The organism is Bacteroides sp. D55t1_190419_B8, from assembly GCF_015558905.1.
Classification (GTDB): domain Bacteria; phylum Bacteroidota; class Bacteroidia; order Bacteroidales; family Bacteroidaceae; genus Bacteroides; species Bacteroides vicugnae.
The window spans coordinates 103,587-125,839 of sequence record NZ_JADMOU010000014.1 but is presented as its reverse complement, the minus strand read 5'-3'; the positions used below and the strand labels follow the sequence as shown (position 1 = coordinate 125,839).

23 protein-coding genes are annotated in these 22,253 nt (G+C 55.6%); 16 read left to right on the top strand and 7 right to left on the bottom strand.

Annotated elements, in window-relative coordinates; genetic code table 11:
* Positions 1-12 precede the first annotated feature (12 nt).
* The 4 genes from I2I13_RS13820 to I2I13_RS13805 all read left to right on the top strand — a co-directional run bounded on the left by I2I13_RS13820 (position 13) and on the right by I2I13_RS13805 (position 1,724).
* Entirely contained in the window at positions 13-456 is a 444-nt protein-coding gene (locus tag I2I13_RS13820) for a hypothetical protein (RefSeq protein WP_008667115.1), read from the top strand.
* Positions 457-476: 20 nt separating this feature from the next.
* Complete coding sequence (locus tag I2I13_RS13815; RefSeq protein ID WP_008667116.1) at positions 477-1,127, top strand: DUF3164 family protein; 651 nt, start codon at positions 477-479, stop codon at positions 1,125-1,127.
* A gap of 2 nt (positions 1,128-1,129) precedes the next feature.
* Positions 1,130-1,345: a molecular chaperone DnaJ gene (locus tag I2I13_RS13810; protein ID WP_032842895.1), complete on the top strand. Its 216-nt coding sequence runs from the start codon at positions 1,130-1,132 to the stop codon at positions 1,343-1,345.
* A gap of 109 nt (positions 1,346-1,454) precedes the next feature.
* A complete protein-coding gene (locus I2I13_RS13805; RefSeq protein WP_007750722.1) occupies positions 1,455-1,724 on the top strand; it encodes a hypothetical protein in 270 nt (89 codons plus the stop codon).
* Here I2I13_RS13805 and I2I13_RS13800 read toward each other — a convergent pair.
* Positions 1,711-2,184 (bottom strand): hypothetical protein, encoded by a 474-nt coding sequence (locus I2I13_RS13800; RefSeq protein WP_195620989.1) that lies wholly within the window; start codon positions 2,182-2,184, stop codon positions 1,711-1,713. The genes I2I13_RS13805 and I2I13_RS13800 overlap by 14 nt on opposite strands.
* A gap of 4 nt (positions 2,185-2,188) precedes the next feature.
* Positions 2,189-2,821, bottom strand: a complete 633-nt coding sequence (locus tag I2I13_RS13795) for a hypothetical protein (RefSeq protein WP_195620990.1) — start codon at positions 2,819-2,821, stop codon at positions 2,189-2,191.
* A gap of 52 nt (positions 2,822-2,873) precedes the next feature.
* Between I2I13_RS13795 and I2I13_RS13790 the strand changes: the two genes are divergently transcribed.
* Positions 2,874-3,137, top strand: a complete 264-nt coding sequence (locus I2I13_RS13790; RefSeq protein ID WP_225979485.1) for a hypothetical protein — start codon at positions 2,874-2,876, stop codon at positions 3,135-3,137.
* On the opposite strand, the gene I2I13_RS13785 is transcribed toward I2I13_RS13790, so the two are convergent.
* The 5 genes from I2I13_RS13785 to I2I13_RS13765 are packed head-to-tail and all read right to left on the bottom strand — an operon-like array spanning position 3,099 to position 8,483.
* Positions 3,099-4,643: a toxin glutamine deamidase domain-containing protein gene (locus I2I13_RS13785; RefSeq protein WP_195620991.1), complete on the bottom strand. Its 1,545-nt coding sequence runs from the start codon at positions 4,641-4,643 to the stop codon at positions 3,099-3,101. The two genes, I2I13_RS13790 and I2I13_RS13785, sit on opposite strands and share 39 nt — an antisense overlap.
* Entirely contained in the window at positions 4,643-6,019 is a 1,377-nt protein-coding gene (locus I2I13_RS13780; RefSeq protein ID WP_195620992.1) for a DUF935 family protein, read from the bottom strand. Before I2I13_RS13780 ends, I2I13_RS13785 begins: the two co-directional genes overlap by 1 nt.
* Position 6,020: 1 nt before the next feature.
* The gene (locus I2I13_RS13775) at positions 6,021-6,446 is read right to left on the bottom strand and encodes a phage protein Gp36 family protein (protein ID WP_195620993.1); all 426 of its coding nucleotides are present in this window, start codon (positions 6,444-6,446) and stop codon (positions 6,021-6,023) included.
* 19 nt (positions 6,447-6,465) lie between these two features.
* Entirely contained in the window at positions 6,466-8,034 is a 1,569-nt protein-coding gene (locus I2I13_RS13770) for a hypothetical protein (RefSeq protein ID WP_195620994.1), read from the bottom strand.
* Positions 8,035-8,036: 2 nt separating this feature from the next.
* Positions 8,037-8,483, bottom strand: a complete 447-nt coding sequence (locus I2I13_RS13765) for a helix-turn-helix domain-containing protein (protein WP_008762178.1) — start codon at positions 8,481-8,483, stop codon at positions 8,037-8,039.
* Between the two features lie 199 nt (positions 8,484-8,682).
* On the opposite strand from I2I13_RS13765, the gene I2I13_RS13760 reads away from it, so the two are divergent.
* The 11 genes from I2I13_RS13760 to I2I13_RS13710 all read left to right on the top strand — a co-directional run bounded on the left by I2I13_RS13760 (position 8,683) and on the right by I2I13_RS13710 (position 22,251).
* Positions 8,683-9,717 carry a head maturation protease, ClpP-related gene (locus tag I2I13_RS13760; RefSeq protein ID WP_195620996.1) on the top strand — a complete coding sequence of 345 codons (1,035 nt, stop codon included), beginning with the start codon at positions 8,683-8,685 and terminating at the stop codon, positions 9,715-9,717.
* 14 nt (positions 9,718-9,731) lie between these two features.
* Positions 9,732-10,955: a BACON domain-containing protein gene (locus I2I13_RS13755; RefSeq protein WP_195620997.1), complete on the top strand. Its 1,224-nt coding sequence runs from the start codon at positions 9,732-9,734 to the stop codon at positions 10,953-10,955.
* Complete coding sequence (locus tag I2I13_RS13750) at positions 10,955-11,419, top strand: N-acetylmuramoyl-L-alanine amidase (protein WP_008762181.1); 465 nt, start codon at positions 10,955-10,957, stop codon at positions 11,417-11,419. The genes I2I13_RS13755 and I2I13_RS13750 overlap by 1 nt, the downstream gene beginning before the upstream one ends.
* A gap of 182 nt (positions 11,420-11,601) precedes the next feature.
* Positions 11,602-12,009: a hypothetical protein gene (locus I2I13_RS13745; protein WP_229128640.1), complete on the top strand. Its 408-nt coding sequence runs from the start codon at positions 11,602-11,604 to the stop codon at positions 12,007-12,009.
* Entirely contained in the window at positions 11,981-12,370 is a 390-nt protein-coding gene (locus I2I13_RS13740) for a hypothetical protein (protein WP_195620998.1), read from the top strand. Before I2I13_RS13745 ends, I2I13_RS13740 begins: the two co-directional genes overlap by 29 nt.
* A complete protein-coding gene (locus tag I2I13_RS13735; RefSeq protein WP_195620999.1) occupies positions 12,360-12,857 on the top strand; it encodes a hypothetical protein in 498 nt (165 codons plus the stop codon). Before I2I13_RS13740 ends, I2I13_RS13735 begins: the two co-directional genes overlap by 11 nt.
* 3 nt (positions 12,858-12,860) lie before the next feature.
* Complete coding sequence (locus I2I13_RS13730) at positions 12,861-13,352, top strand: hypothetical protein (RefSeq protein ID WP_195621000.1); 492 nt, start codon at positions 12,861-12,863, stop codon at positions 13,350-13,352.
* A 38-nt stretch (positions 13,353-13,390) separates the two neighbouring features.
* Positions 13,391-13,615 (top strand): hypothetical protein, encoded by a 225-nt coding sequence (locus I2I13_RS13725; RefSeq protein WP_149921844.1) that lies wholly within the window; start codon positions 13,391-13,393, stop codon positions 13,613-13,615.
* Between the two features lie 3 nt (positions 13,616-13,618).
* On the top strand, positions 13,619-17,746 hold the full coding sequence (locus tag I2I13_RS13720; protein WP_195621001.1) for a hypothetical protein: 4,128 nt from the start codon (positions 13,619-13,621) through the stop codon (positions 17,744-17,746).
* Between the two features lie 2 nt (positions 17,747-17,748).
* Complete coding sequence (locus I2I13_RS13715) at positions 17,749-18,213, top strand: hypothetical protein (protein ID WP_195587710.1); 465 nt, start codon at positions 17,749-17,751, stop codon at positions 18,211-18,213.
* A gap of 24 nt (positions 18,214-18,237) precedes the next feature.
* Entirely contained in the window at positions 18,238-22,251 is a 4,014-nt protein-coding gene (locus tag I2I13_RS13710) for a hypothetical protein (protein WP_229116256.1), read from the top strand.
* The last annotated feature ends 2 nt before the right edge of the window (positions 22,252-22,253 follow it).

Genomic DNA, 22,253 nt, shown 5'->3' with positions numbered 1-22,253 from the left:
ACCGACATAGCCATGCAGATAGACATCAACAGCCGCAAGCAATTGAACAAACCCGAGAATTACTCGGCGTTTTACAGCCTTTTGAACCGCCTTCCGACATCGGATCGTGACGCGCTGAAGGAAAGCATCGTTTCCCAGTACACGGAGGGACGTACCACGAGCCTGCGTGACATGACGCTGAAGGAATACAGTGCCGCCGTGGCCGCCATGCAGAAGCTGGTACCGCCCACTTACCAGGAACAGCTCCGGAAGATCCTCCGCCAGAAGCGCTCCGCGGTATTGCACCAGATGCAGTTGTTGGGCATTGATACGGCAGACTGGGACAAGGTGAATACTTTCTGCCTGGACAGCCGTATCGCCGGTAAGGAGTTCCGTGAACTTGACTGTGAGGCGCTGGACACATTGCAGGTGAAGCTGCGTGCCATCCGCCGTAAACGTGAGAATAAACAACAATAACAACCATTTAATTTTTAGTTATGGACTTGAAAGAACAATTAAAAAGCCTGTCCGCCCAGGACAGGAAGGAGCTTTTGAAACAGCTCCAGCAGGAAGAGAAGGAAAACAAGCGTAACCGGCGCGACGCCTATGAGGGGCTTCGTGCGCAGTTCATGCTTGAAGTGAAGAACAAGCTGCTCCCGGTCGTGGATGATGTGAAAGCGTTCCGCGACTGGGTGGAGAAAGAAGCCGCCGCCTTCCGTGCGGTGATGCGTGAATACGGCCAGCTCCGCAAGGATGAGCAGGCGAGTTTCACCATCGTGGACGGTGACATGAAGCTGGAGGTGAGGAGCAACAAGGTGAAGAGCTTCGACGAGCGTGCCGATCTTGCCGCCGAGCGACTGGTGGATTACTTGAAGCGTTACGCCATGGGGCGCGAGTTGGGGACCGATGATCCGATGTACCAGCTCGGGATGACCATGATCGAACGTAACCGCCAGGGCGACCTGGACTACAAGTCGGTGAGCAAACTGTACGAGTTGGAGGACCGTTTCGACAGCGAGTACACCGAAATCATGGACCTCTTCCGCGAAAGTAACGTAGTGTACAAGACCGCGGTGAATTATTATTTCCACAAACGTGACGAGAACGGTGTCTGGCATCGTATCGAGCCTTCATTCTGCCGGTTGTAATTATGGAAAAGACGAAGAATATTGCGCCACATGTCATGGCCTGCAAGCGTTGTGAAGGCAAGGGACGTGTCTTTTATCCGGATCAGGGAGGGGCTCCTTCATCTGCCACATGCCCGGTCTGCAAGGGTAGCGGACGGGTGAAGGTGCAAAGCAAGGTGATTACCCGCGTCGAGCCGTTTGTTCCGGGTGAGGATGACACCGAACTGATGACCATGTGATTTTGTTCACACTCTAAACAGAAAAACGCCGCATTCATATACGATGCGGCGTTTTTTTATCTATAATGACCGGTTAAATGCCTAATTTTGCAGCAAGTATCCCACAATTATGGCCAAAGGACGAGACAAGAACCTGATAGAACTCCGTGATGAAGCCCTGTGCCGCCGTTACTATTACTGGACGGAGGTGCAGCGCCTGCGCTTTGATGACGCCCTGAAAGTGTTGTCCCGGCAGGAATTTTTCATTTCCGAGGAACGTATCATGTCCATTATCCGGCGCAAATGCCGGGAACTGAAGGATCTGGAGGTGAAACCCGTCCCGAAGGTGAAGAAGCCCCGCCTGACAGCCGTCCAGCTTTCGCTCTTTACCGGAGAATAAACCTCGCCGCACTTTCCTGCATTGCGGATTCGTCATGCAACGTAAAGGAATACATGGTTTCATACACCTTGATGTTTCCGGGCAGGGAATAGTCCCGGTTCTTCACCCTGACCAGCGGGCTGGCTTCTTCCGAGCACTGGAATCCCTGGAGTATCCTATACAGTTCCTTTGCCTTCTGCTGGCGTTCCTTTACTTTATCATAGGTACCTGAAGTGTAGTGCGTGTCGTCGTAACAGTCGATGGCCAGGCGTATGGTGATGAGTGACTCGCTTTTCTGTACCCCGTACCCGAGGTCGTTCCAGTCAGATTCGGTGTTTCCGATCAGCACACAGGGGAACGTGACCGGATAGCGGTCCTCTTCCGCCCCTGCTTCAAGTTGTCCGTAATCCTCGTCTATATAGGAGAGTTCCGGCATCTTTCCGGCGATGCGTTCCATGATCGCGATGAATATTTCTTCCATGTCTTTATAAATTTAGAATGTTTCTGATTTCGTTTTCTGTCTTTTCCGTTATCCTGTCGGACAGTTCGCTGTTTTCCCCGATGAACTGTCGCTGTGGTATGCGTATCCGGAGTTTTTTCTTTTTGGTGAGCGCCAGTCTTTTCCATTTCAGCGCCTCCGGGTTCTCCTGCGGTTCATTGCTTGCGGCAGAACCCTTCTTTTTGCCCTTTCTTTTGCCTGTGGCGGCTTTTTTAGCCTTGCCTGAAGCCTGGTAATACTTCGCCCATGCAAAGCGCCGCATTTGCGGCGTAACGGTCGGATGCACTTCTCCTCCCCAGTTGTGGAGGGGTGCGTACATGAGGTCGTCTGCCACTCTCACGCGGTAGTCCGCCGGCACGTACTTGACGGAGCTGAAGAGGTGGTTCCTCCCTGAGAGTAATGTCCCGTACTGTCCGGCCGCATCGGTCCGCCCCGAGGACAGCCTTTTCGCTTTCGGCCACGGGTGTAGCCCTCCGTTTACGAAACCTTCCCGGCGGAAGTTGTCCTGGAAATGGTCCTTTGCCATTCGTCCGGCGATGACCGGCATCTTCCGTCTCATCAGGTCATCCAACTCCTTGCGCTTGGCTTTTATCAGCTTTGAATATTCTTTTATGTCCATAAATGACTGATTTTAAAAATAATTTTATACTTTTGCAGACAAGGCGTTTTATGTGCCTTTTTGCGTTATGAATATACCCGAACAAGTAAAGAACGAGGCCCGGTGGCTCATAGAACAGTACGGCGATTCCTTCGATTACCTTGGTAATCATGAAGGGGCGGACTATTTTTTGTACAAGTTCCCTGAAGATGTAACGACCGGCTTCCCGTTTGTTTTCCGGTATGGTGACGGTCAGGTCATGACATACTCCGATTTTGAAGCCCTTGATCTCATCAACCTACTTATCAAAGATTTCGATGAAGTCGGTGTTGAATAGCTTGTTGTCTATTCTCATTATTCCCCTGCAATAATGCGGATTCGCCTGTCCACTTTCGCACAAGTATCTTACATCTTTCCATTCATTGACGGAACCTTTGGAATTGTCATGCTGCGGTTCGATGTAACGCAATTCTCCATCGTTAAACCGTTGTAAGATCGTTGCATGTCCCCCTCCGGATTTCCATCCTATACTCAGCTCGTAAACTCCCTCATCCTTGCAGGTTTCTTCAAAAAATTCCCGATACCGTTTAGGAGTCATTTTCATATATTGTTTTGATGCCATCCAGCCGGTGATGCTCGTGTGTTTTGCTTGTGTGCCATCTATGTTTTTCCACACTTCCCACGCGTTTGTCCCCCTGCTCAGATAGTCCAGTTTGGATCCTGGCGTGTTGCCCTTTGCTGTAATGTCAAACCCTTTTAATCTTAAGGCATAGGCCGGCGCACAAGTCTGGCAGTTGATTCCATATTGTCTGTCGGCAGGTTTGAAATCCGGATTCTTTGAGAATTTGTTTCCCTGTTTGTCCTGGTATAATCCTTGAGGGTCCGGGATGAATTGTTCCTTATGCTTCGGGTTGGCGTTCTGTTTGTCCGCTTCCTCTACTGTCATGGGTTTCCCTTTGGTGATTCCAAGTGTTTTTTCCATTTGCAGGTTGTGTCTGGCTATGGCTTCTTTCTCTTCCAGTGTCAGGTTGTCCGACATTTCCGCTATCATTTCCTTGATACGCAGTGTCAGTTTGTCCACTGTCTTCTTTGCTCCCCGGTGCGCATCCTTTTGATATGGGTGCTTGTCCGAGAAAAGTTTTGCGTCCTTTCCCGGGTTGTTTTCCAGTCCGGGTTGCGGTTTGTTGTCCGGCCCGCTTCCCGGTACCGCTGTCGGCGCTTCATCTGTTGATGAGAGCGTACACTTGCAGTTCCACCGGTCCCCCGGCCTGTGCTCGTTCCAGAACGGATCGTCGACGGGGCGTATGGTTCCCCAGAACACGCGGTGGTCCGCTCCCGGGTGTACGGATGTCGAGGGCATCCATTTGAGGTTCGGCAGGATATCCTTCTCCCGTTCGAACTGTCTCCAGTCGGCCGCCTGATGCGCCCGTATGACTGCCGTGTCGTATTCGGTACGCAGCCAGTGGACCATCTGGTGGTCTGCTATGGGCATGACAAGTTTCAGCCACTGTTCAAACGGCCTTAAATTGCCGTTTTCGTCCAGCAGCAGCGCCGCCATGTCATTTTGTGCCCGGTGTACCTTGAACGCGGCAAATACGGCGTTGTTCGCACGTATTTCGCGGTAGAAGTCATAATCCGGATCATCGGCTTTCCGTGCCCCGAACCCCTTGTCGGTGGCGTTGTTCATCGTTTTCCACGTGGCCTCGAACAGGTTCTCCTCGATGTCGGTCATGGGATGGAACTCCTTGCCGTATATGTTCTTCAGTGCTTTCTTCAGTACCTCCTCATCAAAAGAAAACACGTTCTCCACCTGCTTGTTTTCCAACCGGTAGAGGTCGTTCATCACCACTCTAAAGCTGCCCCGTCTTTCCCCGGGGCTTTCCCGAAAAAACGTTTCAGCCAGTTATACGCGTTTTTAAGTGCGTTTTTCTTCTCTTTGGGAGTCTCTTTTCCGGTCTCCGGTATTTCCTCCTCTTCGTCCTCCCGCTCCCCGGCGGTTGCCGCTTTTTCTTTCGCCGCTTGTATTTCTTTCGCTCCGGCTTCCTGCCGTTTTTTCAGTTCGTTGTAGTCTGCCGGCTTCTCGATCCCGAATTCCTCGTATAGGTAGTCGTCTCCCACCGGCAGGCTGAAATTTGTGTGTAGCTGTGTGAGGATGCTCATCTTCTTCTCCGGTTCGATGACTTTCTTTTCCGGGTAGCAGAACTCGCCTCCGGTGGTGTCTATCCCGAGCATGGCGAATATGTCGGTCATGTTGTAGTTGAGCACGTCCAGGATGTCCTGCCGGTCCGCCAGCGTGACCTTCTCCTCCACGTCCTTGTGGACGGTTCCGAGTGCCTGTGTTCCCTTGTCCGATGCCTCGGTGGTGAGCGTGTTCCCGAGGAACAGTTTCGATATCTCGCTGTTGCAGCGTTCGCAGAGCTTGTCATACAGGTCGGAGCTTCCGGTCTTGTTCGCCGCTTCCCTGAGTTCCATCATTGTTTCCTGGGCGTGCACGAATACCGACATGCTTCCGGTACTTTCCGCATCCGTCAGCGCCCTCTGCCGTGCCTCGTCGTCATCCGTGGGATATGTGTATTCCCGGATGGGTGCGCCGAACACTTCCGCGAACTGCGCCCAGTCCGCTACGTCGTTCCGCTTGTATATCACCCATACGGCCGCCTTTGCGAGCATCCCGAGCTCTTCCGGCTCCCCGATGAACAGCAGGTCGGGGTATTCGTCCCAGGATGTTCCGGTGGTGTCCGTCTGGTGGCGCAGTATGAGCCTGCGCACCGGATCCACGTGCTTGCGCGGTATCCGGTCGTAGTTTACCCATTCCCCCTTGCGGTAGAACTGTACGAGCGTGAATCCCCAGAATTTCGCGTCGAGGATGTCGCCTATGAGGCGCCGGAACCACGGGGATCGTATCTGTTCGTTTACCGCCTTGTCCGGCTTTCCGTTACGTCTGAACTCGATGACGGAGGAGAGCACGGCGTTTTTCCGTTTCTCGATGACACTTGTCAGGTGTGTGTCCATGAGAATGTCCTCATACAGGTCGTATAATCTGAACCTTCTGGAGTAATCCACGTTCTCGAAGGCGCGTATGGCCAGCATATAGTCCGCTATGTCTATGCCGAAGCGTTTGGGCTGTGTCAGTATGATGGTTGCGGGTCCTTTCTGCCCGGGCCTCGGCAGGTTTCCGCTTTTGGTTATCTTTCCGGCCCTTTTCTGTCTTTTGCTCATGTTACCAGTGGTTTACACGTTTACGATTGCTTTTGATAAGGAAATTTGATTTTGCCGCCCTTGTCTCTTCGGGAAGCAGGGGCAGCCCGTCCACGGATATCTCCTCGGCTGCCACCGCCCTGAGCCATTCGATGGCCCTTTCGTAGCGTTCCTTGCGCAGGGGTGAAAGGTTCCTCGGGTTGTGGATGCTGAAAATATGGTACACTGCGATGTCTATGGCCATCATCAGCACGAGCTGGCTCCGTCCGTCTCCGGTCCGGGTGAATATCCTGTCACAGTCATAGCGCTTGGAGAGGTAACACCGCATTTCTTCGACGGCCCGGTCCTCGCATATCTCCACGACGGCATTGTCCTCCCTTGTCAGCGCGTCCAGTATCTCGCGGTGGATGCTCGCGTCGTAATCTGTAAGTTCTATAAATTTGCTCATGTGGGTAAAGTATTAAAGTTTACAGTCTGTACTTGTTGTGCGCCCGCATCTTCCTTGTGGAGATGACGGCCGGTTTTTCGGTCTGGTGCGCCTTGCGGTCTATGATGCGGTTTCCTCCCTCCACGCAGTCGGGTCCGTCCGCCGGATACGTCAGCATGAGGTTGAAGAGGCTGAACTGGTCGGTGAGCAGCTTCATGTGCGGGTTGTCCTTTTCCGCCTCGTTGAAGATGAGGTTCCCTTCGCTGTTGAGGGGTTCCAGGTTCGTCTCGATACGTGTGGCCTTGTCCGTTTTCTTCTCCTCGTCCCCCTGTATGTAGAGGGATATCTTCCTTTGCCGGCGTATGCGCCTGATGATGGGCTGGAACACCTGTTGGAAAAAAGGGTCCTGCAACTTGTTGTTCTCCATATAGCAGTACACGTTCGTTTTCCCGTTCACGAACTCCAGCAGTCTGATGTACCATTCGATAAACGTGGCGTTTGTCTCCCTTCCGAGGAACCCCTTGATGACGTAGAGCTTTCCGGCCAGTTTGCCGAGCAGGAACACCGCCTTCGTGGAGCTCTTCTTCGTCTTGTTCTCGCCGGGTGCGGGGTCACCGTAGATAACCAGGAACTTGAACTTCGAGAGCGCTGGCACTTTCCCGTAGATGATGTCCTTGAATATCTCGCCCTCGGCTACCGGATTGTTGAAGAACTCCTTCTGCCGTGCCGCCGCGCTGACCAGCGAGAGGAAGAGGTCTATATCCTCTTCCGAGTTTTTCTGCGGCCACACAGAGACTCCGTTCCTGTCGCGTATGTTGATGATGTCCACGTGCCCGATGCCCTTTTCCTTCAGTTCCGTGGCCTTTTCAATGGCCCTTTTTATGCAGCAGTCCGCTGCGATGATGTTCCCGTTGAAGAGTATGCGGTAGTTTCCCGATACGGACATGGTCGGTATCAGGGCTTCCTCCAGCCATTTCCATTTTGTCTTGATGCGTTCCGGGTTCCGGCATTCCTCGTCGGTATCGATATCGTCCACCAGGATGAAGTCCGGCCGGAAGTTCTTGTTACGGGTACCGCGCGGTGACTGCCCGGCCCCGATGGCCCGGAAGGAACATCCCGCCATGATGGTGAATTCCCCCGTTTCCCAATATCCGGGTTTCTTCTGCATCCCGTAGTCCTGGATGATTCTCTGGTTTTCCTCGAAGTTGGCCATGAAAGGAAGCAGGAGCCTTTGGGCGTTGTCCTGTGAGTTGGAGATCAGCAGTACGTTGCGTACTTTTCTTGTAATTGCCAGTTTTGAGATTTCCATCATGGACCGTGCGGACTTCGCCAGCTCCCGCGACCATGCGCGTACCTCGTACCACCGGTTGTTCCTTATCAACCTTCTGGTGGCTTTCTTGTGGAAGTCCGCCGCCTCGCATGAATAGTACATGGCGAAGTAATACCGGAACCACTCCTCGTCATCCTTTTCGAGCCTTTCCCTGCGTGTGCGTATTTCCGCTTCCGTGTCCGAGGGGTTGATGTCCGAATTCTCGCGTATGGATGCGACCAGTTCCTCCCATTCGACAAGTGCCGTGCGGTCCTGCGGTGTAAGTCTTTTCTTTGCCATGGTTATGAAACTTTTGATTTTACGAACGCGTCAAGCAGCGGAGTCACTTCTTTCGCCTGTGTGGGGTCGGACGCGCGCAGCCATTTAAGCAGGTCGGAGAATACGGATATGATGTCCGAGAGCCCGACTTCCGTCTCCATCTTCTTGATGGCGTTCGACAGTTTGGATATGGTGTCGGCTTCGGCTGTGTTCGGGAAGCGTTCCCCCGCCGGTCTGGCCATGATGGCGTTGTTGAGCTCGGCCAGCTGGCGGTACAGGCTTTTCAGTTGTTCCTCGCGTGTGATGGTGATGGATGTCTTGAGCATCTCCCATCCGTTCTTGCCTATCCAGTTGTTCACCGTGATGCGTGACACCCCCACGCGTTCGGCTATCTCCTGCTGCGTGAGGTTCTCTTTCAGGTAGAGCGTCTTCGCCCATTCCCTTTTCTGCTGCATGCTTAGTTCGGTCATATTTCCTCCTTTTTTACGTGCAAAATTGATAAGGAAAAGGGGCGGAAAAAAACGCGTGGCGCATGATGACACTTTAAAACTTCATGACGGCGTTTTAAACTGTATGTGATGAATATGCGGTTTGAAAAACGGCTTTAATCCCCCTAATTTCGCACCGTGAACTTTGCGGGGGAACACCCGCCTAAAAGACTATATAAGCATGAAAAAGTTTTTCAACATCATACCCGGGAAAGACGCCTGTTGTATCCTCCTTTACGGTGACATCGGTGATTATGACGACAATGTGCGCAGCGGTGATATCGCCCGTGAGCTTCTGGAGGCCGAGGCCTTGTCCGGCAGGATTGACGTTCGTATCAACAGCAACGGCGGCGAGGTATATGCGGGCATCGCCATTTTCAACGCCCTGAAAAACAGCAAGGCTGACATAACCATTTACGTGGACGGCATCGCCGCCAGCATGGCCTCCGTCATTGCCCTTTGTGGCAAGCCGGTGCAGATGAGCCGTTATGCCCGTCTGATGCTTCACAGTGTCCAGGGAGGCTGTTACGGCAACAAGGAGGAGATGCGGGGGTGCATCCGCGAAATCGAGTCGCTGGAGGACACCCTTTGCGAGATGTATGCCGCCCGCATGGGAAAGGACAAGGAGGAAATCCGCTCGTTGTATTTTGACGGCAAAGACCACTGGCTGCGTGCCGATGAAGCGCTGGCGCTTGGCCTTATTGACGGTATCTATGATGCCGACCCCCTTCCGGAGGACAGTACCCCTGAACAGGTATTCCAAATATTCAATAACCGGCTGCACAAGCCACAAAACAAGAGTAACATGAATTTAGACGAACTGAAGAAACGTCCGCGGTTCAAGAACTGCGTGACAGATGACGATTTTCTCCGTGAAGTCGGGCTTCTGGAAACGGAAGCCGGGAAAGTTCCGGGCCTTGATGCTGAAGTCACCCGCCTGAAGGGTGAGCTGAAGGAGTTCCGGGACAAGGCGGATGCGGATGAAGCCGCTGCCCGTAAGAAACTGCTTGATGACGCGGAGAATGACGGGCGTATTGACGCCACCACCCGCCCCATCTATGAGAACCTTCTGTCCAAGGACCGCGAAAACGGGGAAAAGGCGCTGGAGAAACTCTCCCCGAAACGTAAAGTCATGACCGACCTGCGTGTGAACCCGACAAATGAAAGTCCCTGGAACAAGCGCATGACCGAGATTAAGGACAAGTTGAAACATTAATAAAAATATTTGCTATGGCAATAGTAGTAAGAAACACCAACTACAACGGTGAGGTACTGGAGAAGATCCTGGTACTCGCCTGTACCGGGAACGACCTTGTGGAAAAAGGTCTGATCATGGTGATCCCCGGCGTCGAGAAGAAAATCAGCCTGCCGCGTATCAAGACTGGCAAGATGCTCCAGAAACGCAAGGAGAACCCGGGTCTGGAGGATTCGAAGGGTAACTTCAATTACTCGGAGAAGTCCCTGGATCCGGAGGATTTCATGGCGTTCACCACTTTCAACCCCCGCGCTTTCGAGCATATCTGGCGCAAGTGGCAGCCGAAAGGCAACCTTGTGTTTGCCGAACTTCCTCCCGAAGCCCAGAACACGCTGCTTGATGAACTCAGCAAGAGTGTGAAATTCGAGTTGGGCTGGCATTACATCAACGGCGAGTTCGGGAGTGATGACGACCACCTTTTTAACGGTATCCTGACACAGGCTGCCAAGGACTCGGACGTGATAGTGGTCCCGGCTCCTGCCGATACTTCCATGATCGGCAAGTTGAAGGCTGTCCGCAAGGCCATTCCGAAAGCCCTGCGCGAGAACCCGAACCTGCGTATCCTGATGAGCATCGATGACTTTGACAAGTACGATGACGAACTGACCGAACGCGAGTACAAGAATACGAGCGAGACGGACATCAACAAGAAGCGTTACAAGGGTATCACCATCGAGACGCTGAACTCCTGGCCTGATGACCTTATCGTGGCCACGCTCTGCTCGATGAGCGCCGACGGCAACCTTTTCGCTGGTGTGAATCTCCAGGACGACGAGGAGGTGATCCAGATTGACAAGTGGATGAACTCCAGCGAGCTGTACTTCTTCAAGCTGCTTATGAAAGCCGACACGGAAATCGCCTTCGGTGAGGAGTTTGTGGTGCTTGACACCCGTACCGACCCGGTGTTCAAGGCGGTGGAACGTACCATTTCAGCCGACCCTTCCGCCCTTTCGTTCAAGGCCGCAGGTGAGAGCAAGTATGTGACAGTCACTGCATCCGGTGATTATAGTGTGACATCCGTCCCTGCCGGTTTTACGGCGGTCGGTACCGATGACGGGCTGAAAATTACCGTCGAGGTGAACAGTAGCGGCAAAGCAGTATCCGGTACGCTTGTGGTAAGCCTGGACGCTGATCCGGAAAAGAAGGTTGAAATAGCGTTGTCCCAGGTGGCCGCTGATGACGAGGAAGGCGGTGCGTGATGGGCAGGCTGAAGTATCTGGTCATTCATTGCACGGCTACGCCTGAAGGGCGTGAAGTCAGTGGCGCAGAGATTCGCGCCTGGCACACGAACCCGGTATCCAAGGGCGGTCGCGGCTGGAAACAGGTCGGGTATACTGACCTGTTCCATCTGAATGGCGGCGTGGAGCGCCTGGTGGACAACAACGAGGACGCGAACGTGGACCCTTGGGAAATCACCAACGGCGTGGCCGGCTATAATTCCGTCAGCCGTCATATCGTGTATGCCGGCGGTGTAGCCAAAGACGGCAAGACCCCGAAGGACACGCGTACGGCGTGCCAGAAGCGTGCGCTTGAGAAGTACGTGAAAGACTTCCACCGCCGTTTTCCTGATGTGCGTATCGTGGGGCATAACGAACTGGCGGCCAAAGCCTGCCCCAGTTTTGACGTGCGTAAGTGGCTTGTTTCAATAGGTATCAGACAATAATAAACGGCAAGAAGATGGACACCCTGATAAATTTTTTAATGTTCGCCCTCCCCGGCGGTTTTGTCGGAAGCATCTTCACCTGGCTGTTCGGCCGGCGCAAGCGTGACAACGACATGCTGTCCCAGCTTCAGGCGTCCATCAACCTGCTGAGTGAGGAGAACCGCAAGATTCTGGAGGAGAACGTGCAGCTCCGGCGCGAGAATGCCGACCTGAAAGCGAACCAGGAGGAGATGATCCTGAAGCTGTCGTGCCTGACGAAAGAGGTCGAGCGGTTAAGAAAAGTAATAAGTAAACAATCGGTAAATGATGAAAGACAGAATCCGGGGGTGGACCCCCGTAATCCTATTATTGCTCGCCGTGTTCCTGCTGGCAGGATGCGGCACGTCCAAAGAGAGCCGGAACCTTCAGAGACAGGGCACGGTGCGGGCGGAGAGAATGACAGACAGCGCCGCCGTGTCCGCGGACGTGGCAGTAACAGCGGTGCGCAAAATGCAGGATCTTTTGGCGGACCGCCGGAGTTCGACCCTGATGCAGGAACCGGTTCCGGCACAGGAGGCGACTTTGACGATTCCCTTTCAGAACCTCCTTGACCTTCCCGAGGGTGCCGGTTACCGGCACCGGGACGGGCGTGCCTCGGTCGATATCCGCAGGCAGGGGGATTCCCTGGCAGTCACCGGGCATTGTGATTCGCTCATGCGGCGCTGCCTGCTCTATGAAGAAGAAGTTTTTCGAAGGCAGGTCCGGGAAGACAGCCTGCTGCAAACAGTTGAGTTCTATAAGCAGGAACTTGTGCGTATCCGTAGCGAAACCGAACAACGCATAACAGAGGTCGAAACGGAGTTCAAACAACGTTTTAACCCCGTTAAAATCGCCCTCATTGCCTTTATCGCCGGTATGGCATCCGGCATAGTATTAACCGTTTTAATAAAGAGACGACTGTATGAAAAATAACAAGAATTTCATTTATGGCATCGCCGTCGTTACGTTCGGTGCCATGACTATCGGCTGGATCGAGAAGGGCAGCTGGGACTGGGGCGGCGCGAAGCCCGAGAGTGTCGATGTCGAAGCCGAGCAGGTTCCCGACGCTCCCGTCCTGACATTGCTCCAGAAGAACGGGCAGGTATCGCCCACGTTCAACCTTATCCAGCTGGACTATAAGAATATCAAGGCCGTTTTGGGCGGCACGCTTGTAGGTCCGGCGGATGCCCCGACCGGCTGGAAGGCCCCGACCGAACTGGTGAACCTTTCGGGTCCGTGGACCATCAAGTTCGTATCCGGGCAGACGATGTCCATCCCGAACGGTACGATCCTTGCGAACCTTGGCGGGAAACTGACGCTGACGGAGGTTTCCAAGCTGGAATGCCAGTTGAAGGTGAACAAGCCGGAGGACGGCTCTTCTCCTTACGAAATCAATGACACCGTGGCAGTGGAGGGCTAACGCATGGACGAGCGTGAAGCGAGAAAGGTGCAGAGGGAGGCATCCGAGGCATTGCTTGACTTGGGTGTCTCCCTTCCCTTGAAGGAATGGCGCCTGCCTTTCATGAAACGCCCCGTGCGGTGGCGCGTGACCATGCGCCGCCCGCGCCTTGCCGGCCAGATATGCATCGTGAGGTTGTATCTCTCGATGGGTGTATCTCCTGAGGAGGTTTTCTCCTTCTCCGGGCGTGAGCGGCTGGAGTTCCTGGCACGGAACGGCGCCAAGATATCCCGTATGGTAGCCCATACCCTCTGCCGCGGTCCGGTGAGCCGGCGGCTTTTTGTCCGCCCCGTGGCGTGGTTCCTGCGTGAGGCCGTGGAGCACCGTTTCCTGCTGGGCGCCCTGGAGAAGTTCATCAGCCTGATGGGCAGCGAGTCTTTTACGAGTATTATCAGCTCGATCGATCGGGCGAACCCGATGAAGTTGAGAATGAGCCAAAGAAGGAAGGGGAGTTAAGGACCGAGTTTGAAGGTTCCCATAGCCCCTTCGGTTTTATCTGGAACATCGCGAGCGCCACCGGCTGGACGGTGGAGTACATCCTGGAGAAGGTGAACTACCAGACGCTCATCCTGATGCTGTCCGACGCCCCGCGTTACGTCCGCCGGTCAGCAGCTGACTCCAAGGTTTCGCAAAGCGGTGGCGGTGGAATTGATCCGGAAGCCGCCGCCCGTGAAGCCGGCGACATAGTGAATTTTTACCAAAGCAATTTAGAACTGTAAACGATGAAGCCCGTAGAAATCGAATTCCTGATGAAGGACAACTTGACGGGGGGCCTTGACAAGGCCGGCCTTGCCGTCGACATCCTTGCCGAGAAATCGGAGAAGGCCGCCGCTGCCATCAACGCCCGTATTTTAGAGCAGCGCAAGGTCATCGACCGGGTGAGTTCCGACCTGCACCGGATGGAAACGCAGCTCCAGAACATGAAGCCCGGCCCGGCACAGGCGGAACTTGCCGCCGACGTGGCGGCCTGTCGCAAGGTCCTGGATGAAGAGCGTGCCGCCCTTGAAGGGCTTGAAAAGGAGCACCGCGAGGCGGAGAAGAGCGTCCGGAACCTCCGTAAAGAGTACGAGCGTATCTCCTTAGAGGAAGAACGTGCCGTCGCCGGTAGCAAGAGCCTGACCGACAAGATCCGGGAGCAGAAGGAAGTCATCGGGCAGATTGAAAGCGACATCAAGTCGCTGGAGAAAGCCTACCAGGGGGCCGCACCCGGCAAGGCGAAGATAGCCGCCCTGGATGAACTGAACGCCGCGAAGAAAGCGCTTGAAGAGGAAAAGGGCGCCCTTGCCGGGCTCCAGGCTGAACAGGAGAAGACGCGTGCAAGCAGCAAACGCCTTTCCATGCAGCTGCGTGAGCTCCAGGACAACATGGCCCGCCTGCGGCTGGAAGGGAAACAGGACACCGAGGAGTACCGGAAGATGGCACAGCAGGCCGCTCTTCTTTCCGACACGCTTGCCGATCTGAACACCCAGACGAAGATCCTCTCGCACGATGACGCGAACCTCCAGGGCTTCATGTCGGGCGTGAGCGGCCTTGCCGGTCTGTTCACCACGGCCACCGGCGCGCTGTCTCTTTTCGCTTCGGAAAACGAGAACCTGGCAAAGATCCAGACGCGCGTGCAGAGCGTGATGGCCATCACGATGGGGTTGCAGCAGGTGTTCAATACGCTGAACAAGGATTCCGCTTTCCGGCTGGTGACGGTCGTGAAGATGAAGAACCTGCTGACAGCCGCCAATACCCGGCTGGCTGTCGCCCTGGGCATTTCCACCGGTGCCGCGCAGGCCCTGATGGCCACGCTTACGTTGGGCCTTTCAGCCGTTATCACGGGACTTGTCGTCGCCTGGGACAGATATTCCACCGCGCAGGAGAAAGCCGCGGAGAAAGCCCGGGAAATGGTAAAAATCGAGTCCGACGGCCGCGCACAGATGATCAAGACCCGTTTCGAGATCGAGAGCACGCTGGCGAGCCTGAAGAAGTTCACCGGCACGAAGGACGAGGAGAAGTCCAAGGTGGAGGAACTGAACCGCAAGTACGGCGAGAGTTTCGGGTATTACGACACGATCGCCCAGTGGTATGACATCCTTCAGAAAAAGGGTGAGAAATACATCCAAATGCTTTTCCTCCAGGCCAAGGTGCAGAGCCTGGTGAACAAGGCCACGGAGGCTGACGAGAAGGTGAACGAGATCAAGGCCAGCAAGCCGGAAGACGTGGACGGCTCGATGGGCTGGTTCGCGCGCATGGGGCTTTACATGGCCCAAAGCGAGTCGTACGGACGGGTGGACGCGCAGTCCATGATATCGGAGTATAACGAGAAGGCAAAGGAAAAGGCCGTACGTGAGGCCGAGGAAGTCCGCGACGGCTACCTGGCTGAAGCCCGGAAGCTCCAGGAGGAATATCTGGATATCGGCAAGGAGTTCGACCTGGGTGACCATGCCAAACCCGACCCGAATGCCGCCAAAAAGGAGAAACAGTCGGAAGAGCAGCGTGCCTCGGAACTTCTGAAGCTCCAGATGAAGAACCGCCAGGCAGAAATCGACCTTCTGAAGGAGAGCGGCGAGAAACGCCGCCGCCAGATCCGCCTGAACTATGACAAGGAGATCGCCGAACTTGCCGCCCAGGAGAAGAAGTGGAAGGACGCGCAGAAGGGTAAACTGACCGGTGAGCAGGAATCCACCCTGAAGGAGGCGCGGGAGAAGGCCGCGGCGGCACGTGACGGCGACCTGGCAAAGGTGACCAGGGAAGAGAACGACGCCGTCCGCCAGTCGATGCTCGACTACCTGAAGGAATATGGTACGTACCAGCAGAAGAAGCTGGCCATCGCCCAGGAGTACGCGGAGAAGATCCGCCGTGCGCAGGAGGAGGGGAACTACAATGAGGTATTGCGCCTTGGCCGCCAGCAGAAAGAAGAAACGGCTGCCGCCGAGATTGCCAGTCTGAAGGCGGATATCGACTGGGACGGCCTTTTCGGCAATTTCGGCGGGCTGCTTGAAGAGCAGCTGCGCCCCACGCTGGTGAAGCTGCGGAAGTATGCCGCCTCCGACGAGTACCGGAATGCCGGTGCCGAGGACAAACAGGTGATCAGCGAGCTGATCGCAAAGCTGGAGGACCGGAGCGCGGGCGGTATTAACCGGAACATGTTCAAGGACGTTTCCCGTGACCTTTCCGCCTACCAGACGACGCTGCGTGAGCTGACAGAGGCCAAGGAAAGGGAGAAGGCCGCCGCTGACGCTTTGGTGGTGGCGCAGGAAAAACAGAAGAAAGCCGCTGAAAGCGGTGACCCCTCCGCCATGAAGGAAGCGGAAGAACTGGTGGCTACCGCGCAGGAAGCTTTCGACGCCGCCTCGGCGAGTGTGGCCACCCTGACAGAGGCGAACGACAAGGCGGCGCAGGACCTGCGCACGTCCAGCACGAACGCCGTTTCATCCCTTACCGGGCTTGCCGAGGGGCTCCAAAGCCTGAAGTCCGGTTCCCTTGCCGGCGTGGCCCAGGGGCTCGGCAAACTGGGCGAGGCGACGAAGAACATGGGCGGTGTGATGGGTACGGTAGGCAGTACCCTTGCCGAGACGTTTTCAAACGGCGGCATCATCGGGCAGATCATCGCGGCGGTGCTTTCCATCCTTGACGTGCTGAAGGAAGGAATCGGTACGCTGGTAAGCGGTATTCTTGATTCCGTGCTCGGTGCGGTGAACGGTATCCTGGAGAACATCCTTTCCGGTGAACTGTTCACGCAGATCGGCAGCTCGCTTTTCTACGGGGTGAGGGACATCCTGGACACGGTGACCTTCGGCCTGTTCTCCTCGCACGGCAATGCCAGGGAGGTGAACGCGTTGGTGGAGCGGCTGACCGAATCGAACAAGTATCTGACCACCGCCATCGAGAAGCTGACCGACGAGATGGCCAGCTCCGGCGGCGCACGTTCCACCGAGTACTACCGGAGCGCCTACGAGAAACAGCAGCAGAAAATCGAGAACGACCGCCAGATGCTCGCGGCAAAGATGGGATACCACAGTTCACACCACTCGAACAACTACTATATCGGCAAGGCCATGAGCAGCGGTGACTGGGACACGGTTTCCGCCTACCTGGGCAAGTCGGTGCGGGATACCGGTTCCCTCTGGAGCCTTTCCCCCGAGGAACTGGCGCGGCTCCAGGAACTTCCCGACATCTGGGAGAAACTCCATTCGGGCAAGTACGACCAGAGCCAGTGGCTTGACGAGTACGTCTCTGACGCGAACACGCTGCTGGAACTCCAGAGGCAATGGCAGGAAGCCATCACGGACACCTCTTTCGACGGTATCCGCAGCGGCATGAAGGATCTGCTGAAGGATTTCGAGACGGACTCGAAAGACGTGATCGCGAGTGTGGACGAGTTCATGGAGAACGCCATCCTGAAGTCCATCGTGAACGGCACCTATTCGGACGAGCTGAAGAAATGGCAGGAGACGTTCGCCGAGTTCATGAGCGACGGTATCCTGTCGAAAGAGGAAGCCGACACGTTGCGCACCCGGTACTCGGACATTTTCGAGCGTGCCCGTGCCAAGAAGGAGGAGATGTTTGACACTGCCGGCATCACGGAGGAGGGTAAGTCCACAACGCAGACCGGTCGCGCCGGCGGCTTCTCGGCCATGTCGCAGGACCAGGGCACGAAGTTGGAGGGCATGTTCACCTCGGGCCTGAACTACTGGGTAAGCATTGACGAGAAGACCGAGGACGTGGCGGGCCGCATGGCCAGCGCCGAGGGACACCTGGCAAAGATCGCGGAGAATACCGGTAAAAGCGCCGGTTTCCTCGGCGAGATAAAGGAAGATATAAAACGAATCATACGTGACGGACTAAGAATGAAATCATCATGAGCATGGAACCAATCATGGGCGGGCTGTTCCTTATCAACGGCACCGATATCTGGACGGAGTACGGCGTATTCCTGACCGAAGAGAAGCGCGGCGGGCGTGACAACCTGAAAGCCATCCTTGCCGCGAGCAAGACGAAAGCGCACACCGCCGTGGACATACGCGAGGAGAACGGGGAGAAATATTCCGACATTCTGACAGTGGCCAACGAAGCGCGCGACATCACGCTGACCTTTGCCCTGTATGCCCCGGGTAAAGGGGAGTGGCTGAAGAAATACATGTCCTTCATCTCCTTCCTGAAAACCGGCGACAAGGGGTGGCTCTCGCTGTATTTCCCGCAGCTGGAGCTGACGCTTCGCGTGCATTACCTGGATTGTCCCGGCTTCACCCCGCTGACCTACCTCTGGCGGGAAGGCGTGCAGGCCGGCCGCTTCAAGGTGAAATTCCGCGAACCCGAACCAATCATTTAAACAACGTTCAAACACCATTCGAACATGCTTTTAACGGTATATGACAGTAACAGGCAGGCGAAGGCGGTCCTTTCCCCGGACGACAGCTCGACGCAGGTGAAGGCGATCCAGTCGGACAACGTGCTGACGCTCTCCTTCACCCTGTACGAGTATGTGGCGCTTGAGGTGAACGACTACGTGGATTTCGAGGGCGAGCGCTACTGGCTCCAGGAGCGTTACCTTCCGGACGAACGCAGCACGCAGGAGTGGAAATACGACGTGAAGTTCTACGGCATCGAGAGCCTGATGAGACGTTTCCTCGTCCTGAACGTGGTGGACGGCGACCCGGAGCCGGTGTTCACGCTGACCGCCCCGCCCCGGGAACACATGGCCTTGATCGTGAAGTCCATCAATGACGGCATGGGCGGCATCACCGATTGGAAAGTGGGGCGTGTGGAAGGTACCGAGAACGTGGTCATCGACTACGAGGGGAAGTACTGCCCCGACGCGCTGAAGGAACTTGCCGGCAAGGTGCCGGGTGCCGAGTGGTGGGTGGAAGGCCAGACCGTGAACCTCTGCCGTTGCGAACACGGTGAGGAGGTTACCCTGTCCTACGGCAAAGGGCTGACGGAGCTTTCCCGCGACAAGGCCGACGGCGCGAAGTTCTACACCCGCCTGTTTCCGATCGGCAGTTCCCGGAACATCGACCCGGAGAAATACGGCCACAGCCGCCTCCAGCTTCCCGACGGTGCCAAATATGTGGATGTGGACACGGACAAGTACGGCATCCACCACCACTACGAGAAGGACGCCTTCGCGGATATCTATCCCCGCCGCGTGGGTACCGTGACCTCTGTACGCAGCGCGCAGGTGACGGATGAGGACGGCAACCCTTTCGTGATCTGGTATTTCCGGGATGACACGCTGAACTTCGATCCCAACGCTTACGAACTTGCCGGCAAGGTGAAACGTGTCTCCTTCCAGGAAGGTGGCGAACTTGCCGGTCTTGGCGAGGAAGAGGACGGCACCTACTATTTCGAGGTGAACTTCGACAGTGACACCCGCGAGTTCGAGATCATCACCATCTGGCCGTATGATGACGACACGCAGCTTCCCGGTGACCGCCTTGTCCCGAAAGCGGGTGACAGGTATATCCTCTGGAATATCCGCATGCCTGACGAATACTACGCGCTTGCCGAGGAGGAATACCTGACGGCGGTGAACAGGTACAACGCGGAGAACGCCGTCGACGTTTCCGTGTACAAGGGCCCGACGGACCACGTGTATGTCGAGCGTAACGGGATAGACCTTTACCCGGGCCGCCGCGTCCGGTTGGAAAGCACGGAGTATTTCCCGGAAACGGGCTATCGTTTGAGCCGTATCACGAAAATCACGCGGAAGGTGGCGCTCCCCTCACAGGTGGACCTTGAAATCGGTGACGCGCTTTCCACCGGCGTGATGGAAAGCCTGAAGGGGAGTATCGAGGAGGTGAGGAATTATACCAGAACGGCCGGCGCGAACCTTCCCGACATCATAAGGAGCTGGGATAACACGCTTCCCACCGACAACAACCTTTTCTCGGCCAGAAGAAGCCAGGCGGAGTTCATCAGCAAGAAGAAGGCCGACCGCGCGAAAAAGAAAATCACCTTCGAGGAGGGTGTCGGCATCGGTCCGGAGGAGAACGGCCACATCGACGGCAAGGGCAACGCCGAACTGCTGACCCTTGTCGTGCGTGAGCTTCTTCGCAGCCCGAAATTCGTGGACGGCCTTTTGGGTGAGGGCTGGCGGTTGTGGATGGAGGACGCCCTTTCGCACCTTACCATCGACAAGCTGACGGTGCGCCAGGTCATGGTGGTACTGGAACTGCTTATCGAGAAGGTGCGCAGCGTGGGCGGCCAGCTCTGTGTGTCCGCGGCCAATGGCAAGATAAAGACCGCCGTTCCGGAGGACGGCTTTTATAAAATCACCTTCGAGCAGGCGAATACCTTCCGGGCGCATGACCTGATGCGCTGCGCCACGTTTACCGGCGGGAACCTGAAAGGCTACTGGGTGGAGGTTGCCGGCGTGGAGGGTGATTCCATCCTCGTGGGCGTGGATGAGTTCGGAACTTCCCTTCCTGCCCCCGGTGACGAATGTGTACTGATGGGTAATACGGAAAACCCGTTGCGCCAGAACCTGATCCTGATATCCGCCACCGAGGACGGGCAGCCCCGCATGGACGTGATGGACGGCGTGAAGGCGAAAAACTTCACCGGCTGCCTTCGTGCCCGCCTGGGTAACCTGGACGGTATCAGCGACGACTGGTTCCCCGCCGACAACCAGCCGCACGGCAACGGCCTTTACAGCGACAACGCCTACCTGCGCGGGACATTCCTTTTGGTGACAGGCGAGGATATCAAGACAAAATTCGAGATCGTCGAGGGACGTATCACCAGTGTGGTGACCGCCCTGCGCCAGGACTTCGCCACCGATCGCGGGTACCTGAATAACCCCGCCTTTGATGACGGTCTTATGAAATGGAACACGGAAAACGAGACGGTGTTCTTCCTTGTGGGTAACCGCTGGGTCTGGGCGAACGGCAACGTGCTGACGAAGAAGGGTGACGGCGCGAGCGTGACCGAGGATGATGGGCGTAAGGTCGTGCGTATCCGGGGTAAGTACATCCTCCAGAAACGTGAGAACCTGAAAAGCATCCCCTCTATGCCTGAAAACGGCAGCGGGGAGAAGGAAGCCGTTCCGGTGTACCTGACCTTCTTTTACCGTTGTGCGGTCGGTGGGACCCTGCGGGTGGAGTTCGTGGGTGTTGACAAGACGGGGTTCGCCAACTTCAACAGCATGGAAGTGGAAGAGGAACTGCCTGCGACTGACGGCTACGTGCAATATACCTGTAGCGGCCTTTGGAACGGTACGGGAGACTTCAAGCTGTCTTTCACCGGTGACATCTATCTGTACATGCTCATACTCTCTACCGACCGCGTGGAATCGCTGGCGCACCGTTATAAAACACTTTTCGAGCAGTCGGAGCGTCTGGTGAAGATTTCGGCGGCTGTCTTTGACAGGGACGAGAATTTCCTGCAGGAAACCGGGCTTGTCGTTAAACCCGAAGGTGCGGGCATCTACGCCCAGGACGCTGACGGCAAGCTGGCGCTTATCGGTGTGAGCGTGGACGAGACGGACGCTGACGGCAACCGTATCAGCGTCGTGAAGCTGACGGGCGACCATATCAAGCTGGAGGGGCTTGTGACTGCCAACGAGAACTTCAAGATCCTGGCCGACGGCAGCATCGAGAGCCGGAACGGCAAGTTCTTCGGCGAGATACAGGCCACCACTGGGAAGATCGGTTACTTCTCCATTGACAGCCAGGGGCTTTATTACGGTGACCTGTCCAGATGGACCGACCCCGTTTACAAGCAGGATCTGGCCGCCATCCGTCCGGGACTTATCCGGTTGCAGTCCGAGGAAGGCTATTTTTCGCCGGGAGATATCGCCAATGTCAAGGTGGCCATCGGCAACGGCGCCGATCCCACGCTTACCGGTTCTTCATCACTTTGCAACTGTGCCGGATATTTTTACCGTCAGATGAACCCCTCTTCGGGCGATTATTATCTTCCCGCTGTAAAGATCATCAGTGACAACGTGATAAACCGTGATGTGGCCCTTTATGCGGAAGGCGCCATTGTCTGCCAGGGCGGCCTTCTTTCTTCCGGCCACTTTAACGATACAAATTCGGTGACCGTGCTGGACTTCTCTTTCGGTACCACACAGCTGATATACAACACCGTGAAACGGTACGTCTATCTTCCCACGCTTTCCATCATGAAGCAGGTGATGAACTCCACCGGTGTGTTTGCCGTGTTCGTGCGTCTTGTTGCCCGTTATGAGAACAGCCAGAGTTTCTTTGTCACCTTCCAGGAAGGCCAGTCCTCGCTGTATTTCCGCAACAACAACGGCGGGCATTATGGCAACGATATAGAGATGGCCGCCGGTGATGTCCTGGAACTGCTGCTGATTTATGACGGCGGTAACTATTACGCGCAAGTATTGGATCGTAAAACATAAAA